16 protein-coding genes are annotated in these 15653 nt (G+C 69.8%); 5 read left to right on the top strand and 11 right to left on the bottom strand.

All coding sequences use genetic code 11. From position 1 onward, the window contains the following. The first annotated feature begins 30 nt into the window (after positions 1-30). Positions 31-1167 (top strand): GNAT family N-acetyltransferase, encoded by a 1137-nt coding sequence (locus tag OP79_RS12980; protein WP_033320267.1) that lies wholly within the window; start codon positions 31-33, stop codon positions 1165-1167. 10 nt (positions 1168-1177) lie between these two features. Further along, positions 1178-2140 carry an NAD-dependent epimerase/dehydratase family protein gene (locus OP79_RS12975; RefSeq protein ID WP_033320266.1) on the top strand — a complete coding sequence of 321 codons (963 nt, stop codon included), beginning with the start codon at positions 1178-1180 and terminating at the stop codon, positions 2138-2140. Between the two features lie 389 nt (positions 2141-2529). Here the strand turns inward: OP79_RS12975 and OP79_RS12970 are convergent, their stop codons facing one another. The 5 genes from OP79_RS12970 to OP79_RS12945 all read right to left on the bottom strand — a co-directional run bounded on the left by OP79_RS12970 (position 2530) and on the right by OP79_RS12945 (position 6625). Beyond that, a complete protein-coding gene (locus tag OP79_RS12970) occupies positions 2530-3762 on the bottom strand; it encodes a beta-ketoacyl-[acyl-carrier-protein] synthase family protein (protein ID WP_033320265.1) in 1233 nt (410 codons plus the stop codon). Continuing rightward, positions 3759-4049: an acyl carrier protein gene (locus tag OP79_RS12965; protein WP_245685301.1), complete on the bottom strand. Its 291-nt coding sequence runs from the start codon at positions 4047-4049 to the stop codon at positions 3759-3761. Before OP79_RS12965 ends, OP79_RS12970 begins: the two co-directional genes overlap by 4 nt. 208 nt (positions 4050-4257) lie before the next feature. Further along, complete coding sequence (locus OP79_RS12960; protein WP_051744605.1) at positions 4258-5073, bottom strand: hypothetical protein; 816 nt, start codon at positions 5071-5073, stop codon at positions 4258-4260. Continuing rightward, positions 5046-5651 (bottom strand): ABC transporter ATP-binding protein, encoded by a 606-nt coding sequence (locus tag OP79_RS12955; protein WP_211270781.1) that lies wholly within the window; start codon positions 5649-5651, stop codon positions 5046-5048. The genes OP79_RS12960 and OP79_RS12955 overlap by 28 nt, the downstream gene beginning before the upstream one ends. A gap of 545 nt (positions 5652-6196) precedes the next feature. Continuing rightward, on the bottom strand, positions 6197-6625 hold the full coding sequence (locus tag OP79_RS12945) for a squalene/phytoene synthase family protein (RefSeq protein WP_033320263.1): 429 nt from the start codon (positions 6623-6625) through the stop codon (positions 6197-6199). A gap of 110 nt (positions 6626-6735) precedes the next feature. Between OP79_RS12945 and OP79_RS12940 the strand changes: the two genes are divergently transcribed. Continuing rightward, positions 6736-7200 (top strand): hypothetical protein, encoded by a 465-nt coding sequence (locus OP79_RS12940; protein WP_033320262.1) that lies wholly within the window; start codon positions 6736-6738, stop codon positions 7198-7200. Here OP79_RS12940 and OP79_RS12935 read toward each other — a convergent pair. From OP79_RS12935 to OP79_RS12910, 6 genes are all read right to left on the bottom strand, one after another. Then, the gene (locus tag OP79_RS12935) at positions 7172-8113 is read right to left on the bottom strand and encodes an IS5 family transposase (RefSeq protein WP_051744604.1); all 942 of its coding nucleotides are present in this window, start codon (positions 8111-8113) and stop codon (positions 7172-7174) included. The two genes, OP79_RS12940 and OP79_RS12935, sit on opposite strands and share 29 nt — an antisense overlap. A 261-nt stretch (positions 8114-8374) precedes the next feature. Continuing rightward, the gene (locus OP79_RS12930; RefSeq protein WP_169786187.1) at positions 8375-8767 is read right to left on the bottom strand and encodes an SgcJ/EcaC family oxidoreductase; all 393 of its coding nucleotides are present in this window, start codon (positions 8765-8767) and stop codon (positions 8375-8377) included. 69 nt (positions 8768-8836) lie between these two features. Beyond that, entirely contained in the window at positions 8837-10726 is a 1890-nt protein-coding gene (gene dnaK / locus OP79_RS12925; RefSeq protein ID WP_033320260.1) for a molecular chaperone DnaK, read from the bottom strand. A gap of 195 nt (positions 10727-10921) precedes the next feature. Continuing rightward, complete coding sequence (locus OP79_RS12920; RefSeq protein WP_033320259.1) at positions 10922-11347, bottom strand: OsmC family protein; 426 nt, start codon at positions 11345-11347, stop codon at positions 10922-10924. 137 nt (positions 11348-11484) lie between these two features. Next, positions 11485-13638, bottom strand: coding sequence for a phage holin family protein (locus OP79_RS12915; RefSeq protein WP_033320342.1), 2154 nt, complete (start codon positions 13636-13638; stop codon positions 11485-11487). Between the two features lie 111 nt (positions 13639-13749). Next, a complete protein-coding gene (locus OP79_RS12910; RefSeq protein WP_033320258.1) occupies positions 13750-14175 on the bottom strand; it encodes a recombinase family protein in 426 nt (141 codons plus the stop codon). A gap of 84 nt (positions 14176-14259) precedes the next feature. On the opposite strand from OP79_RS12910, the gene OP79_RS12905 reads away from it, so the two are divergent. Continuing rightward, a complete protein-coding gene (locus tag OP79_RS12905) occupies positions 14260-15033 on the top strand; it encodes an MBL fold metallo-hydrolase (RefSeq protein WP_033320257.1) in 774 nt (257 codons plus the stop codon). Next, the gene (locus OP79_RS12900) at positions 15030-15647 is read left to right on the top strand and encodes a DedA family protein (RefSeq protein WP_033320256.1); all 618 of its coding nucleotides are present in this window, start codon (positions 15030-15032) and stop codon (positions 15645-15647) included. Before OP79_RS12905 ends, OP79_RS12900 begins: the two co-directional genes overlap by 4 nt. Positions 15648-15653: the final 6 nt, after the last annotated feature.

Below are 15653 nucleotides of genomic sequence, written 5' to 3'. Positions count from 1 at the left end.
CCGCCGTTGCCGTTCACGAGTCAGGTCCCCATGTCCTCCACCACAACGCCCGCCGCCTCCCTCACCGTTACTCCGGTCCAGCACCGTTCGGAGCTGAACGCCTTCATCCGGATGCCTCACCGCCTCTACGTGGGCAACCCGCACTGGACACCGCCGCTGGACAGCTCTCAGCGCACCCTGCTTGATGCGGACCGCGGCCATCCCTTCCACGAGTTCGCCCGCGTGCAGCCGTTCCTGGCTCGCCGCGGCCGTGACGTCGTCGGGCGGATCGCGGCGGTCGACGACTGCCGCCAGGGCGAGGGCGGCTTCGGGCTCTTCGAGAGCGTTCCCGACGCAGAAGTGTGCGCTGCCCTGTTCGTCGCTGCATCAGACTGGCTGCGCGGCCGCGGCCGCGTCAGGATGCTGGGCCCGCTGAACCTGTCCACCAACCACGAGTGCGGGCTCCTCGTCGACGGCTTCGACACCCCACCCGTCGTGCAGATGCCCTACAACCCCGACTACTACCAGGACCTCTTTGGGGAGGCCGGTCTCAAGCCCGCCAAAGACCTGTGGAGCTGGACGATCGACCTGACCGCCCCCCTTCCGGCCCGCCTCAACCGCCTGCGGGACCGTGTGGCCGAGCGGCACCGCTTCACCCTGCGCCCCCTGGACCTGGACCGGCTGGACGACGAGGCGGCCGTCCTTCACCGGATCTACAACGAAGCCTGGCAGGGCAATTGGGGCTTCATCCCCATGAGCGAGGCCGAATTCCGCCACGCCCTCGGCGAGCTGAAGCCGCTGCTGCGGCGGAGCTTCACTGGCGTAGCCGAGATCGACGGGGTGCCGGTCGCCTTCGGCGTGATCCTGCCGGACGCCGCGCCGGCCCTGCGGGCCGCACGCGGCCGGCTATGGAGGTTCGGGTTCCCGCTTGGCGCGCTGCGGATGGCTCGTGCGCTGCGCCGTACCAGCACCGGACGGGCCCTGCTGATCGGCGTCCTGGACGAGTACCGAGGTCAGGGCATCGACGTGCTTCTGCGGGTCGCCGGACTGGAGCAGGCTCGCCAGCTGGGGATGCGAACCGTTGACGCGTCGTGGGTCCTTGAGGACAACACAGACTCAAACCGGGGCGTCGTCGCCATGGGCGGACGCCGAAGCGTCACTCACCGCCTCTACGAACTCGATCTGTAAGGCAGCCGCGATGTACGTCCTCCTGACCGGCGCCACCGGATTCGTCGGCAGCCGCATGGTCCGGTACCTGCTCTCACAGGGCCACACCGTGGCCGCGCTCGTGCGGCCCGAGACCGCCCCGGACGCCGTTCAGCGGCTACGGGAGGCCGGCGTCCACCCCTTCGGTGACCTGGCCCCCGCCCTGCAAGCGTGTGACGCTGTCGTCCACCTGGCGGCCGTCACCCGGGCCATCTGCGCCCGCGACTTCCACCGGGCGAACGCCGACGGCACTCGCGCCTTGCTGCACGCCGCCGCCACGCTCGACACCCCGCCCACCGTCGTCGTGTGTTCCTCACTGGCAGCCGCCGGCCCGTCCACCCTGGCACGGCCGCGGACCGAGTCCGACACGCCTGCTCCCGTGTCGCACTACGGCTGCAGCAAGCTCGCCGCCGAAGAGGTCGCACACGCCTACGCTGCCCGTGTGCCCTCGGTCATCGTCCGTCCGCCTGCGGTCTACGGACCGGGCGACCCCGCCCTGCTGCCGACCCTGGCCGCGATGATCCGGGCGGGCATCGGCGTCCGCCCGGCGGGAAGCCCCAGGTACTGCCTGATCCATGTCGATGACCTGTGCACCGCGCTCATCCTCGCGCTGACCGTCGGCCGCCGCCTGGACCCACTCGACCGTCAGTCCGGCGTCTATCAGGTGTGCGACGGTAGCCCTCGCAGCTTTCCGGAGATCTGCGACGACCTCGCCCGCGCCCTCGGCCGCCGGGCTCCCAGGCTCGTGCCGCTTCCGCGGCCGGTACTGATGGCCGTGTCCACGCTCATCGAGACCGCAAGCCGACCAGTCGGCATCCAGCCGGTTCTGGGCCGGGACAAGGCCCGCGAGCTCAATCAGGCCGCTTGGACCTGCGCCAACGACCGCGCCCGTACTGAACTCGGCTTCACCCCGCAGCGGACCGTCCTCAGCCACGAGTTGGCGGCCCTGTGCTGAACCCGGCGATTCCTTCTATTCGGCGCCACCCGCCGTTCTGTGCGTGAATCGCCAGGTCAGCGGCGGGAACGAGTGGCCGTTTGGGCAGACGGTTCCCCACCGTGGCGAGCAAGACGCTCGACGAACTGGAGGATCAGCGTGATCGCCCGACGGCTGAACCTGAACCGCAAGACCGCCCGCCGCTTCCGCAACAGCGGCCTCGATCAGGGTGCCAGCCTCCGCCGCCGACAGCCGCAAAGTCGTCACCAGCGCGGGTACTTGCTGCTGGAGGGGATTCGCCAGGCCGAGCAGGACGCCCTGAAGCCGGTGCAGGGCTTCGGCCGGCACTTCGCACCCGTGCACAGGGCCAAGGCGTACGCCAGGTGCGAAGTACCAGCGGCTCGTTGCGGTTACCGGACTCCTACCGGGGCCAGCAGCAGGCTGGCGTTGTGCCCGCCGAAGGCGAAGCTGTTGCTGAGCACGGGCCCGGACGGCAGCTTGCGGGGCGCTCCGGTGACCACGTCCACCTCACAGCGCGGGTCCAGCTCGGTCAGGTTGGCCGTAGGCGGTGCCAGCCCTTCAGCCACGGACAGCGCTGCAACCACCGCCTCGATCGCCCCGGCCGCGCCGATCGTGTGGCCGGTCACGGACTTGGGTGCCGTCACCGGTACCTGCCCCGGCCCGAAGAGGGACGTGATCGCCCGTGCCTCGACCAGATCGTTCAGTTCGGTGCCCGTGCCATGGGCGTTGACGTGCACCACTTCCTGCGCCGTCACGCCCGCATCGGTGAGGGCCGCCGCCATGCAGCTCCGTGCGCCCGCACCCTCGGGGTGGGGCGCGGTCAGGTGATGGGCGTCCGAGGTCCGCCCGTAACCGGCCACCTCGGCGTAGACGCGTGCGCCGCGGGCTTGTGCTGACGCAAGCCGCTCCAGCACCACGAAAGCGGCCCCCTCGCCCATCACAAACCCCTTGCGCCCCGCGTCGAACGGGCGGCAGGACTGCGCCGGATCGGCGAACCCTGTTGCAAGGGCGCCAAGCCGGTACATGGCCAGCATCGTCGTCGGTGTCAGCGGAGTGTCATGCCCCCCGGCGACCACCACATCTGCAACGCCGGCCCGTACCAGCTGTGCTGCCTCGCCCACCGCATGAGCCCCCGAGGCACACGCGGTCGACAGTGTCAGACTCGGCCCGCCGATGCCGTAGGCCATGCTGATCAGCGCGGCCCCGGCATTCGACATCACCATCGGCTGGTTCATCGGCCGCGGCCGCCCCACCCCGTCCACGTGACGCAGCAGTGCCTGCTCCCGCGTGACTTCCCCGCCGTAGGCCGTTCCCGTCACCACGGCGCGCCGACCAGGTCCAGCCGCAAGGCCGCCGGCGTCCGTGATCGCGTCGGCGGCCGCGCAGAACGCCAACTGCGCCGACCGGTCGGCCCGGGCGGCCTGCTTGGGCGTCAGATACCCGCCCGGGTCGAAGTCGCGGATCTCGCAGGCCACATCAACAGGGAACCCGGGCACGTCGAAGGAACGCACCGGCCCGGCCGCCGACCGCGCTTGGGCCAGCGCTGCCCACACGGCGTCCGGTGTGTCCCCTGCAGCGGTGCGCACCCCCATCCCGGTGATCACCACCCGATGGGTACTCATCCAACGACGTCTGCGGCCCCGACCGACGCCTCGCTCTCCGCCAGCAGGTCCGCCACCTCCGCAACGGTCGACGCCTTCCTCCACCGCTCGTCGCCATCCACGGCGACCCCGAAGGTGTCCTGTACGGCTACCTCCAGCTCCACGAAGTCCAGGCTGTCCGCGCCCAGATCCGCTGCCAGCCGGGCCTGCGGCACGACCGCGGCCTCCGGTACCGACAGCACCGTCGCGCACAGCTGCTGCAACCGGCCCAGCACTTCCTCGCGTTCCATGTACGTACGCCCTCCCATCAGGATTTATTACCGTGCGCACTGTACCAACTGCAATATGTAGCAAGGCTGTTTGATTGCCTGCTTTGACTGCTGTGAGCGAGCGTGGATTGCGGCGCTGCCAAGGAGTACGGACGGCACCGAGTCCGTCCCAACACCGCGGCTGACCCCCGAAAGTAGCCATCCCCGAAGGCACCTGCGGTTGACAAGGGAGGGCCACCCCGGAGGGTCAGTCGACGGAAGCCACCTCGCGTGCGGGGCGGGGTAGCGTGCTGCGAGTTCGCCGGTGGAAGGCGTAGAGGCTGACAGCGGCGGCCGCGCTGCACCACGCAAGCTGAGGGAGCAGACAGGACCACGCCGGGTCGCTGGAGTAACCGGCGGCGAAACTCGCCTGGACAGCCCCGTAGGAGGGCAGACGGCCCGTCAGAGCACCGGCGCCTCCCAGGCTGGACATGGGGTGTAGCAGGGAGATGTCCATCACGCTGGTCACGGCGATGGCGACCATGCCTTCGACCTCACGCCGCAGCACAAAACCGAAGACGACGCCGAACGTGCCGTAGGTGATCGCCGCGGCAAAAACGCCAACGCCCAGCAACACGGGCTGACGAGCAGGCCAGTAGCTGGCGAGAAGCGCGGTGGCGTATGCGGTGAGGGCAGCGGAAACGAGGACGAGGACGGTGAGTTTGGCCAGGACGAGATGAGCACGCGGAAAGCCCGCCAGGGCCAGGCGGCGATCGAAGCCGGTGCTGGAGTAGCTGGCGGCGAACATCATGAAACCGGCGATCAGGGTCACGGAGTTGAGGGCACCCACGATCTGCGTGATCTCATTCCCCGCGGCTGCCACGGTTTGACCGGTACTCCGGAGCCGGAAGGACACCACCTTCGGGTTCATAATGGCGTGTGAAACCGTGATCCACAAAGGGATACAGCACGCGACCAGAACCATGGCAAAGCGGTTGCGGCCCTGCTCAGTGAGCGCGTACCGCGTCGCGGTAGCCCACAGGCGCACATGCCGCCTCATGGCGTCACCAGCGGTGCGGCGCACAAAGTACCGTCCTTCAAACGCTGCAGCTCGTCCAGTTGTTGAGCGTCATAGGCGAGGTGGGAGACCACCAGAACGGACCGCCCGCGGGCGCGCAGCTGAGCGGTAAGGTCCCAGAAGCGCTGATAGGTGTCCCAGTCAAAGCCCTGGTAGGGCTCGTCCAGCAGCAGAAGCTGCGGGTCGTGCATCACCGCCAGGGTCAGGTTCAGCTTCTGCTGGGTCCCGCCGCTCAGCACGCTGGCCCGCTCGTCGGCATAGTCGGCGAGATTGAGCATCTCCATCACTTCCTCCGCCCGGCGCAAGTCGGTGAGCCCGTATGCCGCCTTGAAGAAATCAAGGTGCTGACGCACGGTGAGGGCCTTATTCAGCACGGCCTTCTGCGGGCAGTACCCGAACCGGCCCAGATGACGGACGAAGCCGCTACGGGGTTGCAGCTCACCACAGAGAATCTTGAGCAACGTGCTCTTGCCCGCCCCGTTCTCACCGACGATGCCGGCCACCACGCCAGAGTGCAGGACCAAATCGATGCCATTGAGTACAGGGCGACGGCCGTACGCATGACGCAGACCTTGCACCTCCATGACGGTTTCCGGGCGCGTGGACCCGTGGACCGCACGGTTCACCCCTCCCCCCGGGCGACGGCGAGCCCGTGCCGCAACCAGTCGGAGAACGAAGCTGTGGTGCGCGCGAGCCGGCGCTGAGCAGCCGAAATCATGATCACGACTGAGTAACGAGACGCACAGCGGCGGGTAACCATCTTTTTCCGGCCACCCAGCTCATCACACCGGTCTTGCTTCAGCAGCTCGGCTGGATGGCCGCCGACCGCGCCCGCCAGCTCGCCGAGGCCGTTCGTTCGGGTCGGCGAGCAGGAGACGGAATACGGTCGGCCAGGGGGCGTTGAAGCCCGCCTCGCTCATGCTGGTGATGAGGGAGCCGAGCTGGCTGACCTGGCCCGGCCAGGTCCCCCTGGGCATGCTGGATGACAGCAACGCCGACGGCCCTGAGGTGGCGGCGCACGTGGGGCAGTTGCTGATCTTGTCGCCCCGCCGGATGCGGACAGGGTGCGTCTCCTCGCACCGCGGGCAGCGTCCGTTCACCTCTCGACCCTCCCCTGGCTGAGCCAGGCTCAGACCGCCTTCTCGCCGGGCATCTCGAAGATGGACTTCTTGTTCTGCTCGATGCGGTCGAGGATGTGTCGCGCGCGGGCGATCGATTGGAGGACGATCTCGCCTTCCTGGGCTCGGCACTGGCGGGCCCAGTCCTCCGCGGTGGCGAAACGGCGTACCGCTCGGCCGACTTGGAGGCTGATGAGCCGGTGCAGCGGTTCGGTGACGCACCGGGCCGACACGGCGCGTTCGATGTCCGCCGGCCCCACCCGGCAGCGCCGAAGGTCTTCCAGTGGGAAGTACAGCTTGCCGATGCGGAGGTCCTCTTCCACGTCGAGGAGACAGTCCACAAGCCCGATGCCAAGTCCCCATGCCCGTACGCCCTGCGTGTTCCCGTCTTCGGTCAGTCCGAGAACGGTGCTGAGCCAGAGGTTGGGTTGAGACGCCATCCGCTTTCCGAACGTGATCGTTTGGTTCGGGCTGGGTGGGCATGAACTCCGGCTGGCGGCGGGAGAGATGGGCGTGGTTCGTCTGTTCGTCTCGCTTGTGGAGGTGGCTGGTGCCGTCGGTGCTCGGTCTGCTGGAGGCCCGGGAGAAGAAGGTCCGGGAAGAGGTGGCACGGCTGCGGGAGGAGGCCGAGCGGGTGGAGGCTGCCCTTGGCGAGGCGGAACGGGCACTTCAGCGTCTGGCGGATGCCCGGGTGACGGTGGCCGAGGTGCTGGCCGAGCCGCCCGTTGCGGTCGCGGAGCCGGTGGTGAGTGCGGTGGTGGGGTCGGTGGTGCCGCAACGGGCCGAGGGCATGACAGCAACAGCCCTGCCTGCGGACCACCGGCGGATCATGTCCGTGCTGGAGTCGGATGCGGCCCGGGAGGGCATGCGGTGCCGGCAGCTGGCCCTGGGCCTTCAGGCGGTCCCGGCGAAGGTCGAGGGGCTGCGGTCGAAGGCGAAACGCCTGGTGGAGCGGGGGTGGGCGCTCCAGGTGCGGCCGGAGGTGTTCACCCCGCTCGGGACGTCGGCCGGCTGAAGCCGCCTGGCCGGCGCCCGGCCAGGCGGCTGCTCATGAGCATGGTCATGGACCACAGCACCATGGCCTCGTGCATGGCGGGCAGCGTCTCGTAGTCGCGCACCAGGCGGCGCGAGCGCATCAGCCAGCTCAGCGTTCTTTCCACCACCCACCTGCGCGGCAGCACCACGAACCCGCTGGTGTCGTCGGCGCGTTTGACGATCTCGAGGGTGAGCTGGAGCTTCTCGGCCGCCCAGCCGACGAGCCGACCCGCATAGCCGCCGTCCGCCCAGACGAGGCGGATGGAGAAGTACGTGTTGCGCAGCCTCTCCAGCAAGGGCAGTGCGGCGTCGCGGTCCTGCACGCTCGCCGCACTCACCGCGACGGCCAGGACCAGGCCGAGGCAGTCCACCACCAGATGCCGCTTGCGGCCGCCCACCTTCTTCCCGCCGTCCCAACCGGACGTGGCGCGCGGGATGTTCGTCGCCGCCCGCACCGACTGCGAGTCCACGAGGGCGGCCGTCGGGTCCAGCGAACGGCCCTCCTTCTGGCGCACCTTGTCGCGCAGCCGGTCGTGGAGCTCGGTGAGCAGGCCCGTCACCTGCCAGCGGCGGGCGAACGCATGCACCCGCCGGTACGGCGGGAAGTCACAGGGGAGGTTGACCCACTTGACGCCGTTGTCGACGACATAGCGGACCGCGTCCAGCATCACGCGGTGGCAATAGCCCTCCGGCCGCCCGCCCCGCCCCTGAAGCCACGCGGGGACCGGCAGCAGCGGCCGGATGACCTGCCACTCCGCCTCCGTCAGGTCGGAGCCGTAACACCGCACGCGGTCCGGCCCGTCGGCCGCGTTGCCGAACCTGTGCGCGAGACAGTCACACGCCGGAGACGGCGCGTTGGACTCCACGGACGCGAGCACGAAAGACCGCGACACAGGGCCTCCTGGTACTGCTCGGTCGGGATCACAACCCCGAGCTACCAGGAGGCCCTGCCGCTATGCCCCGACCACCGAGAGATCACCCGAACAGGAACCCTGTTCGACTGACCAAGCCTGCCGAACGGTAAGCGGAAGGCTTCTCAGTCCAGTGGCAACGACCAGCTCCAGAACCAGGCACGTGCTCTGCCCCGCTGACAGAGGGCTTGTCCGGCGGATCATGCCCGACCCCATGGCCCGGCATGATCCGCCGAACAAGCCCTACTCGACCCGCACTTCGGTGTTCTGGCAGGCGTGCAGCAGCCAGCGCCCGTCATCCTGCTTGGTCATGACGTACAGCGGGGCACCCTCCGAATCGCCTTCTGCCGAGTGGTAGACCTGCCGGACCTTGACGGCCGCCACGTCGGGCCGCAGGAACTGCGTGTGCACCGCCTCGTATGTGACCTCGCCGTCCCAGCTCGCGGCGGGCAGCACGGCGCGGGTGAATTCGGCGATCGCGTCGAAGCCGATGAGGACCTTGCCGTGGGCGGTCGTCCAGAGGGCGTCGGGGTGGAAGAGCGCGAGGAACTCCTCGACGTCTTTGGCACGCTGGGCGCGCTCCACGGTGGCCACGACCTCTTCGATGGCCTTGATGTCTGCGGTTTCGGTGTTCATGCAGATCACTCTGTGACCTCGAGTTAGCTTGAGGTCAAGCCCCGCAGCCGCGAGATCGCCGAGCATGTCCTAGGCGGCGCCGCCCTTCGTGTCCTTCTCGTCGTCGACGATCTCCGCGTCCACTACACCTTCCTCCTCCGAGGCGGCCGAGCCCTCCGGGGACGGCCGGTCGGTGCCGGGCTGTGCGTCCGAGGGGCCCTGCTGGGTCTGGGCGTACATGGCCTGGCCCATCTTCTGGCTGACCGAGGCCAGTTTCTCCGCCCCGGCGCGGAGGGCGGCCGTGTCGGCGCCGTCGCGGGACTCCAGCAGGGTCTTGAGTTCGGTGATCGCGGACTCGACCTCCGACTTGGTGTCGGCGGGGATCCGTTCCTCGTTGTCGCGGAGGAAACGCTCGGTCTGGTAGACGAGTTGCTCGGCCTGGTTGCGGGTCTCGGCGGACTCTCGGCGCCTGCGGTCCTCGTCGGCGTACTGTTCCGCCTCGCGCATCATGCGGTCGATGTCCTCCTTGGGGAGGGCCGAGCCGCCGGTCACCGTCATCTTCTGCTCGCGGCCCGTCGCGAGGTCCTTCGCGGAGACGTGCATGATTCCGTTGGCGTCGATGTCGAAGGCGACCTCGATCTGCGGCACTCCGCGCGGCGCGGGCGGCAGGCCTGTGAGGTCGAAGACGCCGAGCTTCTTGTTGTAGGCGGCGATCTCGCGCTCGCCCTGGAAGACCTGGATGCCGACCGAGGGCTGGTTGTCCGTGGCGGTGGTGAAGATCTCCGAACGCCGGGTGGGAATGGTCGTGTTGCGCTCGATCAGCTTCGTCATGATGCCGCCCTTGGTCTCGATGCCCAGGGACAGCGGGGTGACGTCGAGGAGCAGGACGTCCTTCACGTCGCCGCGGATGACGCCCGCCTGAAGGGCCGCACCCAGGGCCACGACCTCGTCGGGGTTGACGCCCTTGTGCGGGTCCTTGCCGGTGAGTTCCTTGACGAGTTCGGTCACCGCGGGCATCCGGGTGGAGCCGCCGACGAGGATCACGTGGTCGACGGCGGAGAGCTTGATGCCCGCGTCCTTGACCGCCTGGTCGAAGGGGGTCTTGCAGCGGTCGAGCAGATCACTTGTCATTTCCTGGAACTGGGCGCGCGTCAGCTTCTCGTCGAGGTGCAGCGGGCCTTCGGCGGAGGCGGTGATGTAGGGCAGGTTGATGGTCGTCTCGGTGGAGGAGGACAGCTCGATCTTGGCCTTCTCGGCGCCCTCGCGCAGCCGCTGGATCGCCATCTTGTCGTTGCCGAGGTCGATGCCGTACGAGCCCTTGAAGCGCTTGGTGAGGTGGTCGACGATCCGCTGGTCCCAGTCGTCGCCGCCGAGGTGGGTGTCGCCGTTGGTGGCCTTGACCTCGATGACGCCCTCGCCGATCTCCAGGAGCGAGACGTCGAAGGTGCCGCCGCCCAGGTCGAAGACGAGGACGGTCTGCTCCTCGCCGCGGTCGAGCCCGTACGCGAGGGCCGCGGCCGTCGGCTCGTTGATGATCCGCAGCACCTTCAGGCCCGCGATCTCGCCGGCCTCCTTGGTGGCCTGACGCTGGGCGTCGTCGAAGTAGGCGGGCACGGTGATCACGGCGTCCGTGACGTCCTCGCCGAGATACGCCTCCGCGTCCCGCTTCAGCTTCTGCAGCACACGGGCCGACAGTTCCTGCGCGCGGTAGCGGGTGCCGTCGATGTCGCCCTTCTCCGGGAAGCGCCAGCTCGCGTCGCCCATGTACCGCTTCACGGAGCGCGCGGTGCGCTCGACGTTCGTCACGGCCTGCCGTTTGGCGACCTCGCCGACGAGGACCTCGCCGTTCTTGGCGAAGGCCACGACGGACGGCGTCGTCCGCGCACCCTCGGCGTTGGCGACGACCGTGGGCTCACCGCCCTCCAGGACGGCCACCACGGAGTTCGTGGTACCGAGATCGATCCCGACCGCTCGTGCCATCTTCGTCCCCTTCCACCCGGGCGCTTCCCGCCCTCCAGCACAAAACTTGAGTGCGCTCTTGTCAACACCCACCAGGTACCCCGGAAACGCGTACGCCGCACCTGGAGCAGCACCTGCAAACGACGATGCCGCGCCCTGCGGGAGGCGCGGCATCGAGGTGCGTACGGAGTGCTTGCAGACGGGTCAGGCAGGCAGTCAGGCCAGCTCGGCCGTCAGCGTGATCGTGGTGCCGGTGAGAGCCTGGCTCACCGGGCAGTTCTTCTTGGCGTCCTCGGCCGCCGCGGCGAAGCCGTCCGCGTCCAGGCCCGGCACCTCCCCCTGGACGGTGATGTGGATGCCGGTGATGCCCTCGCCGGGCTGGAAGGTCACGTCGGCCTTCGTCTCGAGGCGGGTGGGCGGAGTGCCGGCGCCGGTCAGGCCGTGCGACAGGGCCATGGAGAAGCAGCTGGAGTGGGCGGCGGCGATGAGCTCCTCCGGGCTGGTCTTGCCGTTCGCGGCCTCGGCCCGCGACGGCCACGACACCGGCTGCGAACCGATGCCCGAGGAGTCGAAGGTGACGGTGCCGCTGCCCTTGAGCAGTTCGCCCTCCCAGACGGTGTGTGCGGTACGCGTGGTTGCCACGATGTGTCCTTTCGATGGGTCCCTGGATCGGTCCGTACGCCCCATCCGATCACATCCGTGCCCGGTGCAGTCGGAGGGTCCGGTCAAGAGCGGTTGAACGGCAGGTGAGCACCCGGCGGGATCTGCCCCAACCCTCGTCAGGCCGCCCGCTGGTCGCGGCGGGCCGGCAGCGGGATCTGCGGGCCCGCGGCCTCTCGCAGCCAGCGCCGCAGGACACGATGCACCTGCTCGGCGCCGACGAGTTCCGCCCCCTCCTCGCAGGGGGGCGGCAGGTCGAGGGGCGACATCAGGAACGCCTCGCCCTGCGCGCCGCCGAGTCCGCCGTGGGAGCCGATCTGCTCCTCGAAGGCGAGGACTTCGCCGTCCTGGGGCTCGTAGGAGGAGTTGACCATGATGTCGGCGACGTGCGGGAAGGAGTGCGTGCGGCGTACGGCGGCTGCCGCGGCGGGGCCGAAGTCGGCGAGCGGGCCCGGGTTCTCCTCCAGTTCGTCCACGGGGATCTCCACGCCGTGCGCGCCGAGGACGAGGCCGCCGTGCCGCTCGCTCCTGACGAGGACGAAGCCGATGCCGGGGTGGTTGGCGAGCGTGGACAGCAGGGCCGGGTGGCGCTCGTCGATCTCCTCGCGGCTCATCCGGTGCGGTACGTCCGGGAAGGACACCAGACCCAGGTTGCCCGACGCCAGCACGATGGGCTCCGAGCGGCGACGGGACGGGCGGTGCTGTTCGCCGCCCTCCTCGACGGGCCGGTGCAGCGCGGCCCGTACGGTGGCCCGGGCCTCGGCGCCGCTGTGCGTGCGCTGCGCCTTGCGGGGCACGGGCAGTCCGCAGCCGGCTCTGACGAGTTCGCCGAGGGCGAGTCCGTAGCGGGCGCGGAAGGTCTCGCCGGGGCTCTGGCCGTGGTCGGACAGGACGACGATGCGGTACGCGCGCGGGGCGTGCTCGGCGACCTTCGCGATCAGGGCCAGCGAGCGGTCGAGGCGGCCCAGGACCTTCTCGGCGTCGCGGCTGTACGGGCCCGAGTGGTGGGCCACTTCGTCGTACGCCACCAGGTCCGCGTAGACCGCGGCGCGTCCGGCGAGCATGTCGCCGATCACGGCGGCGACGACGACGTCCCGCTCGACGACGGTCGCGAAGGCGCGGATGAAGGGGTACAGGCCGCCGCGTTTGACGCGGGGACGCTGCCTCCTGAGGCGGGCGCGGGTGGACTCGCCGATCTCGCGGCCGACGTCGGCGACGAACGACATGGCCGTACGGACGGCGTTGGCGGGGTCGGAGAAATACGCGAAGTAGCCCGCCCGCGAACGGTTCTCCTTCCCCCGCCGCGCCGCCACGGACAGCACCAGGGCGAGCTGGTCGGCGCCGCCGCTGAAGAGGTTGCCGCGGCTGGCGCCGTCCAGGGTGAGCAGACCGCCGTCGCCGGTGCGCTCGATGGCCCGACGCTGGAGTTCGGCGGCGCTGGTGGGCCGGTTGCAGACCATCACCTCCCGGCTCTCCTTCTCGTACCAGCGGAAGGCGGGGATGTCGTGGTTGGAGCCGTGCAGGATGCCGAGCTGGCTGGCGCCGGTCTGGCTGGACCAGTCGGTGCGCCAGAGGGTGAGGCGGTGGGTGGGGCGCCCGGCGCCACGCTCGCCCTCGCGGTCGCCGTCACGTCTGCCCTTGCTCTCGCCCTTGCTCTCTTCCTTGCTCTCGCCTTCGCTCCTGCCGAGCCAGGTGGCGACCGTGGGCATCAGGCCCCGCCCGACCGCGTCCAGCAGTACGTCATGTCCCACGCCGTCGAGCTGGAGGAAGACGGTGCCAGGAGTCGACGGCCCGCCCTCTCCCAACTCCTCCGTGCGACGACGGTCGGCCAGGCGGTACAGCCTCCTCCGGTACGCGTCGTCGTCCCGGACCGCGAGAGCCGCGCCGGTGGCGGAGGCAACGGCGGACATCACGGCGGCGACCACGACGGCGGTTTCCGGGGCGACCTCACCCCGTCCCGAGGGATTGAAGCGCAGGACGACGAGGAGCAGCGAACCGTTGAGGAAGAAGACGAGCAGTCCGAGGACGAGGGCGGGCACCAGGAGGAAGGCCCGGACGAGGATGGGCCACACCAGGGCCGAGAGCAGACCGAAGCCTCCGGCGCCGACCGCGGCGGCGACGGTGATACGGGTGGCGCTCTCTCCGTCGGCCGACTGGATTCGGAAGTCGGGCAGGATCCCGGCGAGCACCAGCATGGTGACGGTGGAGACGGCCCACACCGCGATACTCCGCAGGACGGTACTGCCCAGCCGCCGCCATCGTCTGTCGCGCACGCCCACCTCTTGCTGCCTCCCACCGACTCCTGCTGCCGAAGTCCGTTCCCACATTGTCACAACGGGTGAGGGCGCACGGACGTCAGCAGACAGAGGGTGACCCCCCGCGATTCAGCGCCCGTCGTACCCCGCCGTCGGCATCGACAGCCGGCGATGGACCGACGCCTTCATCTGCGCGTCGTACGCCGGCTCCGCGTGCCCGACCGTCTCGATGCGTACGCCTCGCCGGGCGCACTCGGCGGTGAACTCGTCGACCGAGGCGAGCGCCCGCTCCAGCACCCGGCGGCTGGGTGCGACGAACAGGTCGACGCGGCCGGCCTCGACGTCCTCCCAGAGCGCGCAGTGGTCGGGGCGCAGTCCGCGTACGAGGAGTTCCCGGGTGATGACGTACCCGTGCTCGGCGGCCCAGCGCGCGCACATGGCGTGCTGGCTGCGCGAGTCCACCAGGAAGGGATCCGCGTCCAGTTCCTCCAGCGGCGTCAGACTGGCGATGGCCGTGACGCGAAGCAGGCCGGAGGCGCTGCGCGTGTCTCCCATGGTGTCCCCCTCACCTCCGGTTTCGCCGCTGACCCTACCCCTGCCCGTAGGCTCTGGGGGAGTCGCACGAAGGGAGCAAAGGGGGTGCCGGTGGAGATCACTTGGTGGGGTCACGCGACCTGCACGGTCGAGGACTCGGGCGTGCGCCTGCTGACCGACCCGTTGTTCGCTCGTCGGCTCGCTCATCTGCGCCGGCGCCGCGGGGCTACGCCCCCACCCGAGGCGGCGCTCGCGGACGCGGCCCTGGTCTCGCATCTGCACGCCGATCATCTGCACGTTCCCTCGCTGGCGCGGCTCGCCGCGGGCACCCGGGTGCTGGTGCCGCGGGGCACCATGCGCGCCGTGCCCGGGTTGCGCAGGCTCGGCCATCTACGGCTCACGGAGGTCGCGCCGGGCGACGAGACACGGGTCGGTGACCTGGTCGTACGGGCCGTGCCGGCGCGGCACGACGGGCGGCGCCTTCCGCTCGGGCCGCATCGTTCGCCCGCCCTCGGCTATGTCGTCGAGGGCGAGGGTCGGACGTACTTCGCCGGGGACACCGGCCTGTTCGAGGAGATGGCCAAGGAGGTCGGGCCCGTCGACGTGGCGCTGCTGCCGGTCGGCGGCTGGGGACCGTATCTCGGGGAGGGGCATCTGGACGCCGGACGGGCCGCCGAGGCGCTGGCCCGGCTGCTGCCGGGCAGCGCGGTGCCGGTGCACTACGGCACGTACTGGCCGATCGGCATGGACGCCGTGCGCCCCCATGAATTCCATGCGCCGGGCCCGGAGTTCATGCGCCTGGCGCGCGGGAGGGCGCCCGAGGTGGCCGTGCACCTTTTGGGGCACGGCGAGAGCGTACGGCCGGAAGTCGCGCGGTGATCCTGTCCGCGGCGGCCACGGTGCCGCCGGAGACGACCCAGCAGGCGGTCGGCTATCCCTCGTTGTTCCTGTTGGTGCTGATCGGGGCGCTGGTGCCGGTGGTACCCACGGGGGCTTTGGTGAGTTCGGCCGCGGTGGTGGCCTTTCATCAGACGGCGCCGCTCTCGCTGCTGATGGTGTTCGTGGTGGCGTCGGTCGCGGCCTTCCTCGGTGACATCGCGCTGTACTGGCTCGGGAAGCGCGGGATGGGCTCGAAGAACGGCTCGCGGTGGCTGCAGGCACTGCGTGATCGTGCCCCGGAGGACCGGCTCGCGCAGGCGCAGGAGCGGCTCGAAACGCATGGGGTGACCGTGCTCGTGGTGTCGCGGCTCGTTCCGGCGGGGCGGATTCCGGTGATGCTGGCGTGTCTGATGGCGCGGATGCCGATGCGGCAGTTCGTACGGGGGGATGCGCCGGCCTGCCTTGCGTGGGCGGTGACGTATCAGCTCATCGGGATACTGGGGGGCTCGCTGTTCAAGGAGCCCTGGGAGGGTGTGGTGGCCGCGGTGGTGCTCACGCTGGTGATCAGCGGGGCGCCGAGTGTGTGGCGCAGGTTTCGTAAGTCCGTGGCGTAAGTCCGT

It is taken from the genome of Streptomyces yerevanensis (assembly GCF_000716805.1).
GTDB lineage: Bacteria > Actinomycetota > Actinomycetes > Streptomycetales > Streptomycetaceae > Streptomyces > Streptomyces flaveus.
The sequence above is the reverse complement of the archived record's forward strand: the minus strand, read 5'-3'. Positions and strand labels throughout refer to the sequence as shown.